Origin of the sequence: Actinomycetospora flava, assembly GCF_037400335.1 — a bacterium.
In the GTDB taxonomy this organism is placed as follows: domain Bacteria; phylum Actinomycetota; class Actinomycetes; order Mycobacteriales; family Pseudonocardiaceae; genus Actinomycetospora; species Actinomycetospora flava.
In genome coordinates this window covers 697,349-716,382 of the sequence record NZ_JBBEGM010000001.1, presented here as the reverse complement: position 1 = coordinate 716,382, position 19,034 = coordinate 697,349, and the positions used below count along the sequence as shown (strand labels likewise).

The 19,034-nt window shown below is 74.4% G+C and carries 20 protein-coding genes; 6 read left to right on the top strand and 14 right to left on the bottom strand.

Annotation, left to right across the window (positions count from 1 at the left end):
* The first annotated feature begins 67 nt into the window (after positions 1-67).
* Together WCD58_RS03500 and WCD58_RS03495 are read left to right on the top strand one after the other, a co-directional pair.
* Positions 68-655: an RNA polymerase sigma factor gene (locus tag WCD58_RS03500; RefSeq protein ID WP_337699530.1), complete on the top strand. Its 588-nt coding sequence runs from the start codon at positions 68-70 to the stop codon at positions 653-655.
* On the top strand, positions 652-1,245 hold the full coding sequence (locus tag WCD58_RS03495; RefSeq protein ID WP_337699528.1) for a hypothetical protein: 594 nt from the start codon (positions 652-654) through the stop codon (positions 1,243-1,245). Before WCD58_RS03500 ends, WCD58_RS03495 begins: the two co-directional genes overlap by 4 nt.
* A 98-nt stretch (positions 1,246-1,343) precedes the next feature.
* Here the strand turns inward: WCD58_RS03495 and tsaA are convergent, their stop codons facing one another.
* The gene (tsaA, locus tag WCD58_RS03490; protein WP_337699526.1) at positions 1,344-1,778 is read right to left on the bottom strand and encodes a tRNA (N6-threonylcarbamoyladenosine(37)-N6)-methyltransferase TrmO; all 435 of its coding nucleotides are present in this window, start codon (positions 1,776-1,778) and stop codon (positions 1,344-1,346) included.
* 31 nt (positions 1,779-1,809) lie between these two features.
* Here tsaA and WCD58_RS03485 point away from each other — a divergent pair, with 31 nt between their 5' ends.
* Entirely contained in the window at positions 1,810-2,415 is a 606-nt protein-coding gene (locus WCD58_RS03485; protein ID WP_337699523.1) for a TetR/AcrR family transcriptional regulator, read from the top strand.
* A gap of 9 nt (positions 2,416-2,424) precedes the next feature.
* On the opposite strand, the gene WCD58_RS03480 is transcribed toward WCD58_RS03485, so the two are convergent.
* The 4 genes from WCD58_RS03480 to WCD58_RS03465 all read right to left on the bottom strand — a co-directional run bounded on the left by WCD58_RS03480 (position 2,425) and on the right by WCD58_RS03465 (position 6,906).
* Positions 2,425-2,841 carry an ATP-binding protein gene (locus tag WCD58_RS03480; protein WP_337699521.1) on the bottom strand — a complete coding sequence of 139 codons (417 nt, stop codon included), beginning with the start codon at positions 2,839-2,841 and terminating at the stop codon, positions 2,425-2,427.
* A 256-nt stretch (positions 2,842-3,097) separates the two neighbouring features.
* Positions 3,098-4,318 (bottom strand): acyl-CoA dehydrogenase family protein, encoded by a 1,221-nt coding sequence (locus WCD58_RS03475; protein ID WP_337699519.1) that lies wholly within the window; start codon positions 4,316-4,318, stop codon positions 3,098-3,100.
* On the bottom strand, positions 4,315-5,277 hold the full coding sequence (locus WCD58_RS03470; protein WP_337699516.1) for an SDR family NAD(P)-dependent oxidoreductase: 963 nt from the start codon (positions 5,275-5,277) through the stop codon (positions 4,315-4,317). The genes WCD58_RS03475 and WCD58_RS03470 overlap by 4 nt, the downstream gene beginning before the upstream one ends.
* A 57-nt stretch (positions 5,278-5,334) precedes the next feature.
* A complete protein-coding gene (locus WCD58_RS03465) occupies positions 5,335-6,906 on the bottom strand; it encodes an alpha/beta hydrolase (RefSeq protein ID WP_337699514.1) in 1,572 nt (523 codons plus the stop codon).
* A 90-nt stretch (positions 6,907-6,996) separates the two neighbouring features.
* On the opposite strand from WCD58_RS03465, the gene WCD58_RS03460 reads away from it, so the two are divergent.
* Positions 6,997-8,067 (top strand): ATP-dependent DNA ligase, encoded by a 1,071-nt coding sequence (locus tag WCD58_RS03460; protein ID WP_337699513.1) that lies wholly within the window; start codon positions 6,997-6,999, stop codon positions 8,065-8,067.
* On the opposite strand, the gene amaP is transcribed toward WCD58_RS03460, so the two are convergent.
* The 9 genes from amaP to WCD58_RS03415 all read right to left on the bottom strand — a co-directional run bounded on the left by amaP (position 8,068) and on the right by WCD58_RS03415 (position 12,515).
* The gene (gene amaP, locus WCD58_RS03455; RefSeq protein ID WP_337699511.1) at positions 8,068-8,673 is read right to left on the bottom strand and encodes an alkaline shock response membrane anchor protein AmaP; all 606 of its coding nucleotides are present in this window, start codon (positions 8,671-8,673) and stop codon (positions 8,068-8,070) included.
* Positions 8,670-9,203, bottom strand: coding sequence for a DUF6286 domain-containing protein (locus tag WCD58_RS03450; protein ID WP_337699509.1), 534 nt, complete (start codon positions 9,201-9,203; stop codon positions 8,670-8,672). The genes amaP and WCD58_RS03450 overlap by 4 nt, the downstream gene beginning before the upstream one ends.
* 3 nt (positions 9,204-9,206) lie before the next feature.
* A complete protein-coding gene (locus WCD58_RS03445) occupies positions 9,207-9,656 on the bottom strand; it encodes an Asp23/Gls24 family envelope stress response protein (protein ID WP_337699507.1) in 450 nt (149 codons plus the stop codon).
* On the bottom strand, positions 9,653-9,832 hold the full coding sequence (locus WCD58_RS03440) for a hypothetical protein (protein ID WP_133825242.1): 180 nt from the start codon (positions 9,830-9,832) through the stop codon (positions 9,653-9,655). Before WCD58_RS03440 ends, WCD58_RS03445 begins: the two co-directional genes overlap by 4 nt.
* A 76-nt stretch (positions 9,833-9,908) precedes the next feature.
* Positions 9,909-10,193: a hypothetical protein gene (locus WCD58_RS03435; protein ID WP_337699501.1), complete on the bottom strand. Its 285-nt coding sequence runs from the start codon at positions 10,191-10,193 to the stop codon at positions 9,909-9,911.
* A complete protein-coding gene (locus tag WCD58_RS03430; RefSeq protein WP_337699499.1) occupies positions 10,190-10,546 on the bottom strand; it encodes a hypothetical protein in 357 nt (118 codons plus the stop codon). The genes WCD58_RS03435 and WCD58_RS03430 overlap by 4 nt, the downstream gene beginning before the upstream one ends.
* Positions 10,543-11,049: an Asp23/Gls24 family envelope stress response protein gene (locus WCD58_RS03425; RefSeq protein ID WP_337699497.1), complete on the bottom strand. Its 507-nt coding sequence runs from the start codon at positions 11,047-11,049 to the stop codon at positions 10,543-10,545. Before WCD58_RS03425 ends, WCD58_RS03430 begins: the two co-directional genes overlap by 4 nt.
* Before the next feature lie 156 nt (positions 11,050-11,205).
* Positions 11,206-11,976 carry a pyrimidine reductase family protein gene (locus tag WCD58_RS03420; protein WP_337699495.1) on the bottom strand — a complete coding sequence of 257 codons (771 nt, stop codon included), beginning with the start codon at positions 11,974-11,976 and terminating at the stop codon, positions 11,206-11,208.
* Entirely contained in the window at positions 11,973-12,515 is a 543-nt protein-coding gene (locus tag WCD58_RS03415) for a DUF3072 domain-containing protein (RefSeq protein WP_337699493.1), read from the bottom strand. Before WCD58_RS03415 ends, WCD58_RS03420 begins: the two co-directional genes overlap by 4 nt.
* Before the next feature lie 415 nt (positions 12,516-12,930).
* On the opposite strand from WCD58_RS03415, the gene gltB reads away from it, so the two are divergent.
* The gene (gltB, locus tag WCD58_RS03410; protein WP_337699491.1) at positions 12,931-17,544 is read left to right on the top strand and encodes a glutamate synthase large subunit; all 4,614 of its coding nucleotides are present in this window, start codon (positions 12,931-12,933) and stop codon (positions 17,542-17,544) included.
* On the top strand, positions 17,537-19,000 hold the full coding sequence (locus WCD58_RS03405; protein WP_337699489.1) for a glutamate synthase subunit beta: 1,464 nt from the start codon (positions 17,537-17,539) through the stop codon (positions 18,998-19,000). Before gltB ends, WCD58_RS03405 begins: the two co-directional genes overlap by 8 nt.
* The last annotated feature ends 34 nt before the right edge of the window (positions 19,001-19,034 follow it).

The following is a 19,034-nucleotide window of genomic DNA, read 5'->3' as shown; positions in this document are numbered from 1 at the left end:
ACGTGCCGTCCCCCACCCGGGCAACGATGATCGGTTGGGCCCCGCCGACCGTGGGAAGCTCAGCGGCGTGAGCGCGCCGGGGCAGGAGCCCGGCCCGGGGGGGACCCGGGCCTCGGCCGGCTTCGACGACGAGGCCGACCGCTGGCTGGTGGGTCGCGCCCGCGCGGGCGACCGGGGCGCCTACGAGGAACTGGTGCGCCGGCACCGCGACCGGATCTACCGGATCGCGCTGCGGATGCTCGGCAGTCCCGCCGACGCCGACGACGTCGCGCAGGAGGTCGTCATCCAGCTCTGGACGGCGATGTCGGGCTTCGCGGGCACGTCCGCGTTCACGACCTGGCTCTACCGGGTCGTCGTCAACCGCTGCCTCAACCACCGCCGCAGCCAGCGGCCCCACGACGAGCTCGCCGACGTCGACCACCCGTGCGTGGCGGGCCCGGAGAGCCGGGTGCTCGCGGGCGAGGAGCTGCAGGCCGGGCTGCGGGCGATCAGCGGGCTGCCCGAGGATCAGCGGGTGTCCCTGGTCCTGGTGCAGCTCGAGGGGCTGTCGTACCGCGAGGCGGCGGTGGTCACCAAGACCAGCGAGGCCACGGTCCGCGGGCGGCTGGCCCGGGCCCGCGCCACCCTGATGTCCGAGATGAAGGACTGGACATGACCACCACCGACGCCCGGCTGCCCTGCGGGCGCGACACCGACGCGCTCGTCGCGCAGGTCGCGGACGGGGCGGGGGACCGCCGGGACGCCCACCAGCAGGAGTGCCCCTACTGCCAGGCGGCGCTCGCCGAGTTCGACCGGTTGTGGGCGCCGGTCCGGGCCGTCGCCGACCACCGCCCGCGGGCGCCCGAGGGCCTGCTCGACGAGGCGCTGCGCCGCATCCGCGGGGTGGCCGCCGACCCGGAGTTCGGCAGCATCTCCGACGTCCGCGGCCGGACGCGGATCAGCGCGCACGCGGTCGAGTCGCTGGCGCGGCACCTCGCCTCGCGTGTGCCGGGCGTGCGGGTGGCGCTCAGCAGGCTCGTCGCCGCGGGCGGGGGACCGGAGACGAGCATGATCGGCGGTCCCGCGGTGACCGCGGGCGTGGCGGGCTCGTCGACCGTCGTCTCGATCACCCTGGCCGCGGATCTCGGCGAGGACCTCGTCGCCCTCGGCGCCCGCATCCGGGCGGTCGTCGCCGGCGGGATCCGGGCGTCGACGGGCCTGGAGCCGGTGGCCGTGCTCGTGCACGTGGACGACGTGCTGTTGTAGTCCCTGGCGTCACCGGATCGGCAAGATCGGGATTCGTGGAGCGAATGCTCCGCTCAGCGAGACATTCGCGCCACTGGTCGGGATCTTGACCCTGCGAGCTACGCGCGGGGGTTGTGGCAGCGCTCGCCGATTCGGCCGAGGACCGGCTTGATGTCGACCACCGGCGTGCCGTCGACCGCCTCCAGGTCCGACACGCGCAGGTCCGTGCCGTCGATCGCCAGCACTCGCACCTCGTGTAGTCCGAGGGGGTTGGGGCGGTCGGGGGAGCGGGTGGCGAACACGCCGGTCTCGGGCAGCGAGGGGTCGTTGCGCGGGTGCACGCGGAGCACGGAGCGGTCGCCGCGGTCGAGCCAGGTGATCAGCAGGACGAGGTCGCCGACGGCGAGGTCGGCCACGGCGGGGACGAGGTCGGGGTCGAGGCGCACGACGGCGTCGGGACCGCCCTCGTCGCCCTGGCGCGGCGCGTCGGACCGGTCGAGCAGCGGCGACGACACGTGACCCAGCACGCGCAGGACGGGACGGGACTCGGCCATCAGCACACCGTAGGGGCCGTACTGTGCAGCCGTGCCCCGCGTGACGTCCCCCCGTGCCGAGGCCACGGCCGCGACCCGGGCCGGGCTGGTGGAGGCGGCCACCGCGCTGTTCGCCGAGCGCGGGTTCGCCGAGACCTCCATCGACGACGTGGCCGCCGTCGCCGGCATGACCAAGGGCGCCGTCTACCACCACTTCGCCGGCAAGGCCGCCCTGTTCGAGGCCGTCTTCTCCGCCCGCGAGACCGAGGTGCACGAGCGGCTGGCGCAGGCGCTCGAGGACGCCCCGGACCTGCTCACCGGCGCCCGGACCGCGCTCGCGACCTTCCTCGAGGCCTGCAGCGAGCCGCGCTACGGCCGGATCGTCTTCCGCGACGGCCCGCTGGCGCTCGGGTGGGAGCGCTGGCGCGAGTGCGAGCGCGACTACGCCTACGCCTTCATCGCCCGGGTGCTGGACGGGCTGGCCCGCGAGGGGAGCCTCGTGCGCCCGCCCGGCGCGTCCTATCCCACGCTCGTGCTCGGCATGCTCTCGAGCGCGGGCCAGCTCCTGGGCCAGGCGCCCCCCGAGCAGCACCCCGCGCTGCGCGAGGAGCTGCTCGGCTTCTTCGACCAGGTGCTCACCGGGATGACCCGCACCTAGTCAGCGACGTCAGGGCGCCGGCTCCCGCAGCTGTCGCAGCGCCACCGTCGTCCCGTCGGCCGTGTGCCGGATCGCGACACTGTCGACGCTGCGGTGCATGAGCACGAAGCCGCGCCCGCGCCGCGCGTGCGACCCCGGCGCCGCCGGTTCGGAGCCCTCGGACCACTGCCCCCGATCGGTGACGCGGACGTTGATCGCGTCCACCTCGCACCAGAGCGTCAGCTCCACCGTGCCCTCGGTCTCGCCCGGATAGGCGTGCTCGCACGCGTTCTCGACGGCCTCCGACACCGCGGTCAGGACGCGCTCGCGCGCCTCCTGGTCGATGTCGAGCCCGGCCAGCCAGTCCCGGGCCTCGTGCCGTATCCGCTGGCTCTCGTCGACGCGCGCCGGGTGCACCGCCCGCGCGAACTCCACTGCGTCCCTCATGGTTCCCCGTCCCCCGCCCCGGTCGTCGCGTGTCGGGGAGGTCCGCGCGGCGACCTCTCGGTCACGACGCGGTCACGCCCCGACACCGTGTCCCCACCGTGCGCGCCGATCACCGGAGAGGTCGACCACCAACGACACGAACGGTCCGTCCGGCACGGTCGGCGGGTGAACGGTCGGCAACGTCCGTCGTCGCACGTCCGCGTGGGTGAACGACAGCCGTGGCATCCGGGTGAACGGATCTCCCGCCGGACGGCCCTCAGCGCAGCAGCGTGTCCGAAATGATCTTCCGTTGGATCTCCGAGGTGCCCTCGAAGATCGTCGTCAGGCGGGCGTCACGCCAGTAGCGCTCGACCGAGTGCTCCGTGGTGTAGCCGTTGCCGCCGAAGATCTGCAGCGCGTCGCTCGTGACGCGCTCGGCCGTCTCGGAGGCGAACAGCTTGGCCGACGACGCCGCCACGTCGCCGCCCGGCGCGCCCTCGTCGAGCAGCCAGGCCGCGTGCCACCACAGTGTGCGGGCGGCGTCGACGGCCGCGGCCATGTCGGCGAGCTTGTGGCGCAGGGCCTGCTGGTCGGCGATCGGGTGGCCGAACTGCTCGCGGCGCCGGCTGTAGGCCACCGCGTCCTCCAGCGCCCCGCGGGCGAGCCCCACGGCGCGGGCCGCGGTCTGCACCCGGGCGGTGCCGAGCCAGCGCAGGCTGTCCTTGAAGCCCTGGCCCTCGGCCTGCCCGGTGTCCTGCAGGGCCTCGGCGGGCAGCCGCAGCCCGTCGAGCTGCAGCTCCCAGGTCGTCAGCCCGAAGTAGCCGATCTTGTCGATCGGCGTGCCGGTGACGCCGTCCGGAAAGCTCCCGCGCTCCTTGGGGACGAGGAACAGCTCGAGGCCGTCGGAGCGGCTCTCGCCCTCACCCGGCGGGCGCGTCCGGGCCAGCAGGTGCAGGAAGTCGGCCGACAGCGCGTGGCCCACCCACCGCTTGGTCCCCTCGACGACCCAGCCGTCGTCCACCCGGCGCGCCGTGCACTCCACTCCCGCGAGGTCGGAGCCCGCGTGCGGCTCGGAGAACGCGATCGCCCCGACCCAGTCGCCCGCCGCGCTCGCGCGCAGCAGCTCGGCCCGGCGCTGCGGGTCGGGCGAGGCGCAGCCGGTGCCGTTGCCCCGGGCGATGATGCTGCCGACGCTCATCCACGCGCGGGCGAGCTCCTCGGAGACGAGGCAGTACTCGAACACCCCGAGGCCCTGCCCGCCGTGCTCGGCGTCCACCAGGAGCCCGAAGAACCCGAGCTCGCCGAGGCGGTCGAGCAGCGAGGCGGGGATGTCCTCGCGCCGGGGGTCGAGCTCGTCGGCGACCGGCAGGACCTCCTCCATGGCGAAGGTCCGCGCGGTCTGCTGCAGGGCCCGGCGCTCGGGGGTCAGGGCGAGCGCGTCGGACGGGGCGGCGGTGGTGACCTCGCCGAGCCCCCGGCGCTTCCACGTGGTGCTCACGACGTCGCGTCCACGCACAGCGTCCACAGGGCGGCCCGCGCCTGGGGTGTCTCGGCGCCCCGCGGGAGATAGTGGGTCGGGCGCGGGGCCCGGTCGTGCCAGAACACCCCGGTGCTGTGCCCCGCCTCGGCGGCGGCCTGGAGCCAGACGGCCGTGTCGGCACCCTGCTCGTCGGTGCGCAGCAGGGGACCGGTGACGCGGCGGAACCCGGGCATCGAGCTCGCGACGCCGGGGGTGTCGGCCCAGCCCGGGTGCATGCTGTGGACGACGATGCCGTCGCTCGCGAGGTCGTCGGCGAGCAGCTCGGCGAGCACCACCTGCATGCGCTTCGTGCGCGCGTAGGCCGCGCCGCCGGAGTAGGTGCCGGCGCGGAACTCGGGGTCGTCGGTGGGCAGCGACGCGGTGTACATCCCGCCGGAGGAGACGAACACGACCCGCGACGGCGAGGTCGGCGACGCCCCGGCCCGCAGCACGGGGCGCAGCTCGCGGGTCAGGAGGAACGGCCCGAGCACGTGCGTCGCGAGGGCGAGCTCGTGCCCCTCGGCGGTCTCGGTGCGCTCCGGCGGCATCACGCCGGCGTTGTGCACGAGCCCGTGCACCGCCGCCTCGCGGTCGCGGACCTCCGCGGCGTAGCGGCGCACGTCGGCGAGCGACGACACGTCGCACACGGCGACGTCCACGACGGCGTCCGGGTGCTCGGCGCGCAGGGTGGCGCGCGCCTGCTCGCCGCGCGTGCGGTCGCGCACCACGAGCTCGACCCGGGCGCCGAGCGCCACGAGCCCGCGCGCGGTGGCGGCGCCGAGCCCGCCCGAGGCGCCGGTGACGAGGACCGTCCGTCCCTCGAGGCTGCCGGCCCGCAGCGTGTTCCAGCCGGCGCGCCGCGCCGCGTACCCCAGGCGGGAGTAACCGGGGACGACCAGACGGTCGAGCGCCGCGTCGACCAGGCGGGGAAGCTGCACGGGGCGCAGGCTACGCAGAACCGCCGCTCGCGGCTCTCCGGACGCACCGGACAAAGATCACGGCGGGCAGACCGTGCCCTGCTGGGGCAGGGTGCCGTCGCGCAGGTAGCCGGCGACGGCGGTGCGGATGCACGGGGTGGCGGGGAAGGCGCCGTGTCCCGCGCCGAGCCAGGTCACGAGGCTGGCGGACCCGAGCTGGTTCGCGGCGCGCTCGCTGCCCGGCAGCGGGGTGATCGGGTCGCCCCGCGTGCCGAGCACCAGCGACGGCGGCCCGGCGGCCCCGCCCGGCGGCGGGACCTCGGTCGGCACCGGCCACGAGCTGCACAGCAGCGCGTCGTGCGCGAAGTACGCCCCGAACACCGGGTCGGCACCCCGCGCCTGGCCCGCGTCCCGGGCGACCTGGTCGAGCGTGGGTCGCTCGATCGTGTCGTTGCAGGTCTGGAGGATGCCGGCGTCGAACCCGCCGCCGTCGGTCTCCTCCGGCGCGAGCAGGTCGAGCACGCCGGTCGGGTTGCCCTGGCCGGCCGCGGCGATCGCGGCGGCGAGCGCGGGCCACGTCGACGGCTCGCCCAGCCCGGCGACGAGCGCGCGGGTGGCGGTGCCGTCGGTGACGCGCCGCCCGCCCGGCGCGGTCAGGGGCGCCGTGTGGAGGTTGGTGAGGATGCCGGTGACGGCGCCGGCGGGATCGGGGCCGAGCGGACAATCGGGGCGGGCGGTGCAGTCGGCCGCGAAGGTGTCGAGGGCCTCCCGCGCGGCGGTGGCGCGCTCGCGGCCACGCTGGGAGAACGACGTCGTCGCGTCCGGGGCCCCGTCGAGCACCGTGCGGCCGACCGCCGCCGGGTAGCGCCGCGCCCACGTCGCGGCCACCCCGGCGCCCTCGCCCACGCCCACCACGTGCATCCGGTCGACGCTCAGGCTCGCCCGGACCTCCTCGAGGTCCTCGGCGTCGACGGCGGTGCGGAAGTCGGTGAGGGCGTTCTCGAGCACCTGGGTGCACGTGCGGGCGGCCGCGGCGGCGGCGTCCCGCAGCCCGGCGAGCGCGCCGGGGTCGGCCGCCACCGGGTCGGCGTCGACCAGCGCCTCGCGCACCGAGGGCGTGATGCAGTCGACGGGCTCGGAGTTGCCGGTGCCGCGCAGGTCCACGCCGTAGAGCGCGGTGCCCGCGAGCACCGGCTCCGGGGCCGTCGCGGCGAGCCGGATCGCGCGGTCGCTGCCCGTGGGGCCGCCCGCCTCGCCGACCACCGCGATCGGGATCGGGCCGCCCGGCGGCAGCGGGCCGATGCTGACCTGCAGCACGCCCACCTCCGTGCGCGACGAGCCGCCGCCGCCGACCGCGACGCTCTGGCAGCCGAAGCGCAGGTCCCGGCCGCCGAGGTCGGTGGGGGCGAGCGTCGCCCGGATCTCCGCGGTGCAGTCGGTGAACCCGGCCCCGGCCGCCGGGGCCGGGAGCAGCGGCGGGAGCAGCGAGGGCGCCGGGCCCGGTGCGGACCCCTCCGGCGCCGGCTCCGCGCTCGGCGGCTCGTCGACGATCGTGGCGATCGGCGGCCGCTGCGACGGCCCGACCGCGCACCCGCCCAGCAGGGCGGCGCCCAGCACGAGGACGAGCACGCCTCGCAGGGGTCCGGGCACGCCACGCTCCTCATGATCTACACACGTCGACCCTTGCGAGTCTGACGGCCACGGGTGGCGTCTCGGTGAGGGGGCGGGATGATGCCTCCCGTGGACCTGCCCGTCATGCCGCCCGTCGCCCCGATGCTGGCCAAGGCCGTCCCGGAGATCCCCGCCGGGCAGCTCTACGAACCCAAGTGGGACGGCTTCCGGTCCGTGGTGTTCCGCGACGGCGACGAGGTCGAGATCGGCAGCCGCAACGAGAAGCCGATGACCCGCTACTTCCCCGAGCTCGTCGAGGCCGTCCGGGACGCGCTCCCGCCCCGGTGCGTCGTCGACGGGGAGATCGTCGTGGTCGACGCCGAGGGCACCGGGCTGGACTTCGAGGCCCTGCTGCAGCGCGTGCACCCGGCCGCCTCGCGGGTGAAGAAGCTGTCCGTCGAGACCCCGGCGCACTTCGTCGCCTTCGACCTCCTGGCCCTCGGCGACGACGACCTCACGTCCCGCCCCTTCAGCGAGCGCCGGGCCCGCCTGGCGGAGGTGGTCGGCGGCCTCGAACGCCCCGACCTGCACCTGACGCCGATGACCGAGGACCTCGACACGGCCACGGGGTGGTTCGAGCAGTTCGAGGGCGCCGGGCTCGACGGGCTCATCGCCAAGAAGGCGGACCTGACCTACCAGCCCGACAAGCGCGTCATGAGCAAGATCAAGCACGAGCGCACCGCCGACTGCGTCGTCGCCGGCTACCGGGTCCACAAGTCCGGCCCCGACGCCCTGGGCTCGCTGCTGCTCGGCCTCTACACCGACGACGGCTCGCTGCAGAGCATCGGCGTGATCGGCGCGTTCCCGATGGCGAAGCGCAAGGAGCTGTTCACCGAGCTCCAGCCCCTCGTGACCTCGTTCGAGGGCCACCCCTGGGCCTGGGCGGCGCAGGAGGAGGGCACCCGCACCCCGCGCGAGGCCGAGCACAGCCGCTGGAACGCGCAGAAGGACCTGTCGTTCGTGCCGCTGCGCCCGGAGCGCGTCGTCGAGGTCAAGTACGACCACATGGAGGGCGTCCGCTTCCGGCACACCGCGCAGTTCAAGCGCTGGCGCCCGGACCGCGACCCCGAGTCCTGCACGTTCGAGCAGCTCGACCGGCCGGTGCGGTTCGACCTGGCCGAGGTGCTGACCGCACGGTAGCTACTCCACCCGCGCCGGCGTCGGCGAGGCGCTGGCGTCCAGCTCCAGGCGCACGGCCGTGGGCAGCGCCGACACCGCGAACGCCTCCCGGGCGCGGGCGAGGACCCGGCCGTCGAGGTCGGCCCACACGTCGCGGACGTCGGTGCCCTCGACCAGCGTCAGCGCGATGCGCAGCGCGGGCTTCTGCGGGGTCCCGACGAGCCGGACGCGGGCCCGGCTCACGCCGTCGATGGTCTCGGCGTCGTGGCGCACGGCGTCGGAGATCGCCGCGTGCTCGACCGTGAGCCGCTCGCCGGGCAGCTCGGAGAGCGAGACGTCGGGCCGCGGCTCGGGGCGCAGGGAGCGCAGCGTCCACCAGATGCCGACGAGGAACAGCACCAGGCCCGCGCCGATCGCGATCCAGCGGGTCGCGGAGACGTGGGTCGACACCCAGGACACCGCGATCGGGTCGATCAGCGGGCGCCCCGCGCGGTTGCTCCCGAAGACGCCGTAGCTCACGAGCAGCGCGAGCACCGACGCGGCGACGAGGACGAGGCCGAGCAGGGTGGTCAGGGTGCGGTCGCCCCCGGCGGACCGGGCGACGGCCTTGCGGGAGCGGCGGCTCACTTGACCCCCTTGGTGGTGGTGACCGACACCGCGACGCGCGGGCGCCGCGCCAGCGGCAGGCGGACGAGCATCTGCTCGACGCGGTCGCGGACCGCCGCGCGGACCCCTTCGGCGGGGTCGAGGGTCGCGGCCTTGACGGTGATCTTCGAGGACGACGCGACCACGGACGCCGAGACGACGTCGTCGTGCGAGCGGACCTCGTGGCCCACGGCGCGGGCCAGCGAGCGCGGCGAGGTGGTGACCGTGACCTCGGGGACCGGGTCGGCGAGGAACACGTCGTGCCGGCGGGCCAGCAGGGCGATGAGCAGCACGAACAGCCCGATCACGCCGACGACGACCGCGGCGACACGGACCGACCCGGACTGCCAGGTCAGGCCCTCGACCGCGGTGCGCCACGCCGGCCACGGCACGACCAGCGGACTCGAGGAGGGCGCGACCCAGGCCGTCACGGTCTCGACCACGAGGGCGAGGCCGGCGACGGCGACCAGCAGGCCGAACAGCGGCGCGAGCACGCGCAGGAGCAGGCGCACTTCTCACTCCGTCCGGGAGGCGGGGGTCCGGGTGGGCGCCCGGAGATCGGGATCGGTCAGCGCGGAGACGCCGATGTCGAGCGAGCGCACGCGGTACGGCGTGAGCGCCTGCACCCGCTCGCGGACGGTGTCGCGCACGGCGGCGGCGCTGTCGGCGATCCGCGCCGGGTAGGCCAGCGGGACCTCCAGGCGCAGGTCGACCTGCTCGCCGTAGCCCGAGACCTTCGCGCTGGTCCCGGACTCGCCGAGGTCCAGCCCGGCCAGGCGGCGCTGGGTGCGCACGGTGCCCGCCGTGTGGTCCGCGGCGTACTCCGCGATCTTGCGGACCACCGACAGCGACACGTCCAGGCGACCCCGCTCGGCGGCCTCGTCGGCGGACTCGTCGACGGCCTGCGGGACGAGGTCGACCGTGGGCATGCCGGTCGGCGCGGTGACGTCGGTCGGGGAGCTCATTTGTCGCGGCCGCGCCCGACGAACTGGTTGACGTCGAGCTCGCCGTCGAGCACACGCCCGACGACGAAGCCCAGGACGCCGAGGACCAGGGCGATGAAGAAGCCCTGGAGACCGCCGGCGGCGGCCGCCACACCCAGGATGAGGCCGACGAACATGCCGGCGCGGGTGGCGCTCATGACCACTACCTCCACGAAGAATGTCGTCCCGCGCGGTCGGCGGGACGGGACTGCAGCACGGCCGGCTGCAGCACGACTACTGCACGCGGGCGCTGCCGCGGCGCGGGTCGTACCGGCGGGCCAGGCGGCGACCGAACCGCCCGAGCCGGGCGAGACGGCCGTCGGGGACGACGACGATCGGGGCGTCGAGCCGGGGGTCGTCGGCGCCCGGCCCCGGCGGGCGCCCGGCGGCGCCGTGCGCCGCCAGGCCCTCCCGGAAGGCGACCGGGTCGCCGCCGCGGTCGGGGTGGTGCGCACGGACGAACGCCCGCCGCGCCGCCCGCGCCGCGACGGCGGCGTCCGCCGGGGCGGGCCCGCTCATGCCGGCATCTCCACGTCGACGACCGTGACGTCGACGCGCCGGTTGCCGGACGCCGCGGCGACGATCCGGCGCAGCTGCGCCGCGGTCGCCTCCACCGGCGCGCCGTAGTACAGGACCACGGCGATCCGGTCGGGCTCCTCGGCGTCGCCGAGCACGATGCCGGGCAGGCGGCGCCCGGGCAGGTAGCTCGCCACCGTGCCGAACGGGCCGCCGGAGAGCGCCGCCACCGCGGGGTGGGCGAGCAGCTCCTCGGCGATCCGCTCCGGCAGGGGCCCGAGGCCCGGGGCCTCCGGCGACCCCGGGGCCAGCGCGGCCCCCGGGGGCCGCGTGCCGGTGGGACGGGGCGTGCTCACTCGACGCGCGTCGACGGCTGGCTCGGCGCCGCCTCGCCGTTGTCGTCGTCGTCGTCACCGGGCATGTGGATGTCGTTCACGGCGATGTTGACCTCGATCACCTCGAGGCCGGTCATCTGCTCGACGGCGGCGATGACGTTGCGGCGCACGGCGCGGGCGAGCTCGACGATGCCGGCGCCGTACTCGACGACGATGTCGAGGTCGATCGCGGCCTGCTTCTCGCCGACCTCGACCTGGACGCCGGCGGCCTGCGAGGTGCCGCTGCCGCCGGGGATGCGCTCGCGGATGGCGCCGAAGGCGCGCGAGACGCCGCCGCCCATCGAGTACACGCCCGAGACGTCACGGGCGGCGATGCCGGCGATCTTCTGGACCACGCCCGAGGCGATGGTGGTCTTGCCCTGCCCCGTGTCGTCGGCGAGGCGGGCGGGGGTCGCGCCCCCGGTCCGTCCGCTCGACACGGCTGCGGCCTCGGAGCCGGTGGCGGTGCTGGGGCTCTGCGTCATGGTGTGGCGCTCCTGGTGCGCTGGGGTCGTGTCACGTCAAGGACCGGGCGGCCCGGTTGCCGACCCGGTACCCGTAGGACACGGCCGCCGCCGGAACGTCATGCGCTGTCACCCGAAAAGACGACAGAAGTGGCCGGGGTCACCTTCCTCTGCCGGTCAAGGCGTCGTGGAGGGTGCCGTGCGGTAGCGCAGCAGCAGCCCGTCGTCGTGGGCGAGGACCGAGGCCAGCGTCAGGGGCCGCGGGCCGTCGAGCGGCGGGCCGCCGACGATCCGCTCGACGCCGCCGCCGGCCAGCTGGGGCGCGATGCTGAGGCAGAGCTCGTCGACGTGCCCGGTGGCGAGCAGCGCCCCGAACAGCGCCGGGCCGCCCTCGCAGAGCACGCGGCGCAGGCCCCGCGCGGCGAGGGCGGCGAGCACCGCGCCGGGGTCGGTGGCGGTGGGGTCGTCCCCGCTGACCGCGACCACCTCGGCCCGGTCCAGCCGCGCCGCGGTGTCCCGCGCGTGCGTCGCGGCGACGAGCAGCAGCGGCGGCACGGAGGTGTCGGTGAACAGGCCGGCGCCGGGGTCGAGGTCGCCGCGGGTGCTGACGACGGCGATCGGCGGCACCGGTGCCTGGCCCCGGGCCGCGCGGCGCTCCCGGCGCTCGGGGGTGGTGCGGGCCCCGCGGTAGCGCTCGGCGCGCGCCGTGCCCGCCCCGACGAGCACGACGTCGGCGAGCTCGCGCAGCACGCCGAACACCTCGCGGTCGCCGGGCGCGTGCAGGCCGGTGGAGAGGCCCCCGGCGGTGTCGGCGACCGCACCGTCCGCGCTGGCGACGAAGTTCACGCGGACCCAGGGCCGGTCGGGGTCCGGGGGATAGGCGTACAGATCAATGAGGTCGTCGCGTTCCAGCTCGGCGCCGCCCGGAGCGGGCCAGACGTGCCTCAAGAAGAGGCCTGCTGCGGTGATGCCTTCTGGCGGAGGTCGTCGATCGCCCTCGACGCCTGCGACTTCGTCAGCCCGGTCGGCGGCTCGACGCCCGCCTGCTGCGCGAGCGTCTCCAGGTAGCTGGCCTGGGGGCCGGTCATCGGCTCGTCCCCGGTCACCCATTCGGATGTCGGACGCTCCTGGCGGGAGAGATCCGGGGAGTCGGCGTCGCCGCCGCCGGCCGACCCGTCACCGGGCGTCACCGAACCCTGGAGGCGCTCGATCTCGTCGGAGGCCTGCGCCTTGGTGAGGCCGGACGGCGGAGCCTCTCCCGCCTGGTGGGCGAGGGTCTCGAGGTAGCTGGCCTGGGGCCCGGTCATGGGTTCGTCACCGGTGACCCAGGCGCTGTTGTCCTTCGCCGCGGGGGAGTCGTCGCCCGGGGTCTTCACGGCGTGCGGATCGGGCGCGTCGGCGGCGTCACCGCCGTACCCAGCGGTAGTGGCCTCTTGGCCCGACGGTGTGTCGTCGGTCAGACTGGTCGGCGTGTCGGGATCGGTCATGAGCACTCCTCGCTCGTCGGGCGACGTCGCCGCGGCCGGTCTGCCCGGCCGCGACCCGTACGGTGATACCGCCGGGACCACAGCACGGTTCTCGAACAGACGTTCGAGTACCTGACCCGGTTACCCCCTCAACGGCGAGGGACACCTCGGTCGGCCGACCGCGCTCCGTGTCCGGTCCCGCGGTGCTGCGCTATGGCGATCAGCACTCTTTCGGACGCGTCCGCACGGTGCGCAGCGACGGCCGCGGAGGTTAACGTCAGATTGCCCCTCCGGTCGTCCGGCTACGGACCCCCGACCGGTGCGCCGGGGCCTCTCCCTCCGACGAGCGCCACCCCCGAGCGCTCCGGAGGACCCACGACCACCACGCCGGACCCCGGCACCACCACCTGCACGGAAGCGACGATCGGAGGCGCACGTGGAGACTCGACGTTCCGAGGGGCTCTACGACCCGGCGTACGAGCACGACGCCTGCGGCGTCGCCTTCGTGGCCGACATCGCCGGGCGCCGTGACCACCGCACCGTCAGCCGCGGCCTCACGGCGCTGCTGAACCTCGAGCACCGGGGTGCCCGCGGCGCCGAGCCCGAAACCGGTGACGGTGCCGGCATCCTCCTCCAGGTCCCGGACGGCCTCTACCGCCCGATCCTCGCCGAGGCGGGCGTCGAGCTCCCCGAGGCCGGCCGCTACGCCGTCGGCAACGGTTTCCTGCCCGCGGACGCCGACCCGGCGCGCGTCGAGGAGATCGTCGCGCGCATCGCCGCCGAGGAGGGCCTCGAGGTCCTGGCCTGGCGCGAGCTGCCCGTCGACCCGGACGGCGCCGGCATCGGCGACACCGCCCGCGCGGTCATGCCGCGGTTCCGCCAGCTCTTCCTGGGCCTGCCCGCCGGGGTGGACCACGTCGTCGACACGCCGAACGCGGGGGACGACGACGCCGGCATCGTGATGACCCTGGAGCGGCGCGCCTTCGCCGTCCGCAAGCGGGTCGAGCACGAGACGCGCGCGGCGGGCGTCGAGACCTACTTCCCGAGCCTGTCCGGGCGCACCGTCGTCTACAAGGGGATGCTCGCCGAGCCGCAGGTCGAGGCGTTCTTCGCCGACCTCTCCGACGAGCGCACCACCAGCTCGATCGCGCTGGTGCACAGCCGGTTCTCCACCAACACGTTCCCGGCGTGGAGCCTCGCGCACCCGTACCGCTACCTCGCGCACAACGGCGAGATCAACACGCTGCGCGGCAACCGGAACTGGATGGCCGCGCGCGAGTCGATGCTCGCCACCGGCGCGTTCGGGGAGGCCGAGCTCGACCGGCTCTTCCCGGTCGTCACGCCCGACGCCAGCGACTCGGCGACGTTCGACGAGGTGCTCGAGCTGCTGCACCTCGGCGGGCGCACGCTGCCGCACGCGGTGCTGATGATGATCCCGGAGGCGTGGGAGAACCACACCGAGATGGACCCGGGCCGCCGGGCCTTCTACCGGTACCACTCCACGCTGATGGAGGCCTGGGACGGCCCGGCGCTCGCGGCGTTCACCGACGGCTCGGTGATCGGCGCGGTGCTCGACCGCAACGGCCTGCGCCCGGCCCGCTACTGGGTCACCGAGGACGGCCTCGTCGTGCTCGGCTCCGAGGTCGGCGTCCTCGACATCGACCCCACGACGATCGTGCGCAAGGGCCGCCTCGAGCCCGGCCGCATGTTCCTCGTCGACACCGTCGGGCGCCGCATCGTCGACGACGACGAGATCAAGGGCGAGCTCGCCGCCGAGCACCCCTACGACGAGTGGCTGCACGCCGGCATGGTCGAGCTCGCCGACCTGCCCAGCCGCGAGCGCATCCCGTTCAAGCACGACACCCTCGTGCGCCGCCAGCAGTCGTTCGGCTACACCGGCGAGGAGGTCTCGCTGCTGCTGCGCCCGATGGCGACCACCGGCGCCGAGGCCACCGGCTCGATGGGCAACGACGCGCCGCTCGCGCCGTTCTCCTCGCGCAGCCGGGTGCTGTTCGACTACTTCGTGCAGCTGTTCGCGCAGGTCACCAACCCGCCGCTGGACGCCTACCGCGAGGAGCTCGTCACCTCGCTGCAGGTGCACCTGGGCTCGGAGACCAACCTGCTCGACGCCTCGCCGGCCTCGTGCCGCCGCGTCGTGCTGCCGCTGCCGGTGCTCGACGACGACGAGCTCGCCCAGCTCGTCGGCATCAACGACGACGGCGACATGCCCGGCTTCGCGCCGTACGTGGTGTCGGGGCTCTACCACCACGCCGGCGGCGGGGAGGCGCTGCGCGCCCGGCTCGCGGAGATCCGCGAGGAGGTCGGCACCGCGGTCGCCGACGGCGCGCGCATCATCATCCTGTCCGACCGCAACTCCGACGCCGAGCACGCGCCGATCCCGTCGCTGCTGCTCACCGGCGCCGTGCACCATCACCTCGTGCGCGAGAAGACCCGCACCCGGGTCGACCTCGTGATCGAGGCCGGCGACGTCCGCGAGACCCACCACGTCTCGCTGCTGCTGGGCTTCGGCGCGAGCGCGGTGAACCCGTACCTCGCGCTGGACACCGTCGACGACCTCATCGACCGCGGCGTCATCACCGGCGTCACCTCGGGTACCGCGACCCGCAACGTTGTCGAGGCGCTCGCCAAGGGCGTCCGCAAGGTGATGAGCAAGATGGGCATCTCGACGGTCGCGTCCTACATGGGCGCCCAGGTGTTCGAGGCGATCGGCCTCGGCACCGAGGTCGTCGACGACTGCTTCGCCGGGACGACCTCGCGCCTCGGCGGCGTGGGCTACGACGTCCTCGCCGAGGAGGTGGCGATCCGCCACCGCCAGGCCTGGCCCGCGGACGGCGTGAAGCCCGACCACCGCGAGCTCGCGGTCGGCGGCGAGTACCAGTGGCGCCGCGAGGGCGAGCTGCACGTCTTCAACCCGCACACGGTGTTCAAGCTGCAGCACTCCACGCGCACCCAGAACTACGACACGTTCAAGGAGTACACCTCGGCGGTCGACGAGCAGAGCTCGCGGCTGCTGACGCTGCGCGGACTGTTCGGGTTCAAGGACGGCGCCGAGACCGGCCGCACCCCGGTCCCGATCGACGAGGTCGAGCCGGTCGCCGAGATCGTCAAGCGGTTCAACACCGGCGCCATCTCCTACGGGTCGATCTCGCAGGAGATGCACGAGGTGCTGGCGATCGCCATGAACCGCCTCGGCGGGCGCTCGAACACCGGCGAGGGCGGCGAGGACCCGGGCCGCTTCACCCGCGACCCGAACGGCGACTCGCGCCGCTCGGCGGTGAAGCAGGTCGCGTCCGGGCGCTTCGGGGTGACCAGCGAGTACCTCGTCAACTCCGACGACATCCAGATCAAGATCGCCCAGGGCGCGAAGCCCGGCGAGGGCGGGCAGCTGCCCGGCCACAAGGTCTACCCGTGGATCGCGAAGACCCGGTACTCCACGCCCGGGGTCGGCCTCATCTCGCCGCCGCCGCACCACGACATCTACTCGATCGAGGACATCGCCCAGCTCATCCACGACCTGAAGAACGCCAACCCGCGGGCGCGCGTGCACGTCAAGCTCGTCTCGCAGGTCGGGGTCGGCACGGTCGCGGCGGGGGTGTCGAAGGCGCACGCCGACGTCGTCCTGATCTCCGGGCACGACGGCGGCACCGGCGCCTCGCCGCTGAGCTCGATCAAGCACGCGGGCGGCCCGTGGGAGCTCGGCCTCGCCGAGACCCAGCAGACGCTGCTGGCCAACGGGCTGCGCGACCGGATCGTCGTGCAGACCGACGGGCAGCTCAAGACCGGCCGCGACGTCGTCATCGCCGCCCTGCTGGGCGCCGAGGAGTTCGGCTTCGCGACCGCCCCGCTGGTGGTCAGCGGCTGCATCATGATGCGGGTCTGTCACCTCGACACCTGTCCGGTCGGCGTCGCGACCCAGAACCCCGTGCTGCGCCAGAAGTTCGACGGCAAGGCCGAGTACGTCGTCGCCTTCATGGAGTTCATCGCCCAGGAGGTCCGCGAGCACCTCGCGGCGCTGGGCTTCCGGTCGATCGAGGAGGCCATCGGGCGCACCGAGGTCCTCGACACCCGCGCCGCGGAGTCGCACTGGAAGGCCGAGGGCCTCGACCTCTCGCCGGTCCTGCACCGCCCGGAGCCGCCGGCGAACTTCGCGGGGCAGGCGCTGCACCAGACCAAGCCGCAGGACCACGGCCTCGAGAAGGCGCTGGACCACACGCTGATCCAGCTCGCCGAGGGCGCGATCGCCGACGGCACCCCGGTGCGCCTCGAGCTGCCGGTGCGCAACGTCAACCGCACCGTCGGCACGATGCTCGGCTCCGAGGTGACCCGCCGCTGGGGCGGCAAGGGCCTGCCCGACGACACTATCGACATCACGTTCACCGGGTCCGGCGGCCAGTCGTTCGGCGCCTTCCTCCCGCACGGCGTGACGATGCGGCTGATCGGCGACACCAACGACTACTTCGGCAAGGGCCTCTCGGGCGGGCGGCTCTCGGTGCGCCCGCACCCGCAGGCCCCGTTCGTCGCCGAGCAGAACATCGTGGCCGGCAACGTCATCCTCTACGGCGCCACCGCCGGCGAGGCGTACCTGCGCGGCAAGGTCGGCGAGCGTTTCTGCGTCCGCAACTCCGGCGCGCTGGCCGTCGTCGAGGGCGTCGGCGACCACGGCTGCGAGTACATGACCGGCGGCCGCGCGGTCATCCTCGGCCCGACCGGGCGCAACTTCGCGGCCGGCATGTCCGGCGGCATCGCCTACGTGCTCGACCTGCAGGAGAGCCGGGTCAACCACCAGATGGTCGAGCTCGAGGTCGTCGGTGCCGACGACGTCGAGGAGCTCCGGTCGTTCGTCGAGCGGCACTACGCCGCCACCGACTCGTCCGTGGCCCACGACCTGCTCACCGACTGGGAGGCCGCCCTGCCGCGGTTCACCAAGGTGATGCCCACCGACTTCAAGCGGGTGCTGCAGGCGACCGCCGACGCGGAGCGCAACGGCCGCGACGTGAACGAAGCGATCATGGAGGCAGCTCGTGGCTGACCCTCGCGGTTTCATGACCACCGGCCGGGAGCTCCCGCGGCGCCGGCCCGTCGACATCCGGATCCGTGACTGGCACGAGGTCTACGAGGAGTTCAACCCGGCGACACTGCGCAAGCAGGCCGGGCGCTGCATGGACTGCGGCATCCCGTTCTGCCACCAGGGCTGCCCGCTCGGGAACATGATCCCGGAGTGGAACGACCTGGTCTGGCGCGACGACTGGGCCGAGGCCATCGAGCGCCTGCACGCCACCAACAACTTCCCGGAGTTCACCGGGACGCTGTGCCCGGCGCCGTGCGAGTCCGCCTGCGTGCTCGGCATCAACTCGGACCCGGTGACGATCAAGCAGGTCGAGATCGAGATCATCGACCGGGCCTGGGACGAGGGTTTCGTGCGCCCCGTGCTCCCGGAGTCGAAGACCGGCAGGTCGGTCGCCGTCGTCGGCTCGGGGCCCGCGGGCCTCGCCGCCGCCCAGCAGCTCACCCGCGCCGGGCACGACGTCACCGTCTACGAGCGCGCCGACCGCATCGGCGGCCTGCTGCGCTACGGCATCCCCGAGTTCAAGATGGAGAAGAAGCGCCTCGACCGCCGCCTCGAGCAGATGGTGGCCGAGGGGACGCGGTTCTTCGCCGGCGTCGAGGTCGGGGGACCGGCCGCCACCGACCTGTCGGTCGAGAAGCTCCGCGCCGACCACGACGCCGTCGTGCTCTCGGTCGGCGCGACGTCCTGGCGCGACCTGCCGATCACCGGGCGCGAGCTCCACGGCGTGCACCAGGCGATGGAGTACCTGCCGCCGTCGAACAAGGTGCAGCAGGGCGACTACGAGCGCTCCTACATCGACGCCGCGGGCAAGGACGTCGTCGTCATCGGCGGCGGCGACACCGGCGCCGACTGCGTCGGGACCGCGCACCGCCAGGGCGCGAAGTCGGTGACCCAGCTCGAGATCATGCCGATCCCGCCGTCGGAGCGTCCGGGCACCAACCCCTGGCCGACCTACCCGATGATCTTCCGCATCTCCTCGGCCCACGAGGAGGGCGGCGAGCGGATGTTCTCGGTGAACACCGACGAGTTCCTCGGCGACGAGCACGGCAACCTGCGCGCGCTGCGCCTGGTGGACGTCGAGCGCGTCGACGGGAAGTTCGTGCCGGTCGAGGGCAGCGAGCGCGAGATCCCCGCGGACCTGGTCTTCCTCGCGATGGGCTTCCTCGGCCCGCAGAAGGAGGGGCTGCTCGACAGCATCGGCGTCGAGTACGACGACCGCGGCAACGTCCGGCGCGGCAAGGACTACCAGAGCTCCGTGTCCGGCGTCTTCGCCGCGGGTGACGCGGGCCGCGGGCAGTCGCTGATCGTCTGGGCGATCGCCGAGGGCCGCTCGGCCGCGGCCGGTGTCGACGCGTTCCTCACGGGTCGCGACGTCCTCCCGCGCCCGATCGACCCGACCGACCGCGCGATGGCCTAGGCGAGGGAAGTCCCCGTTCGCGGATGTGTGTGGG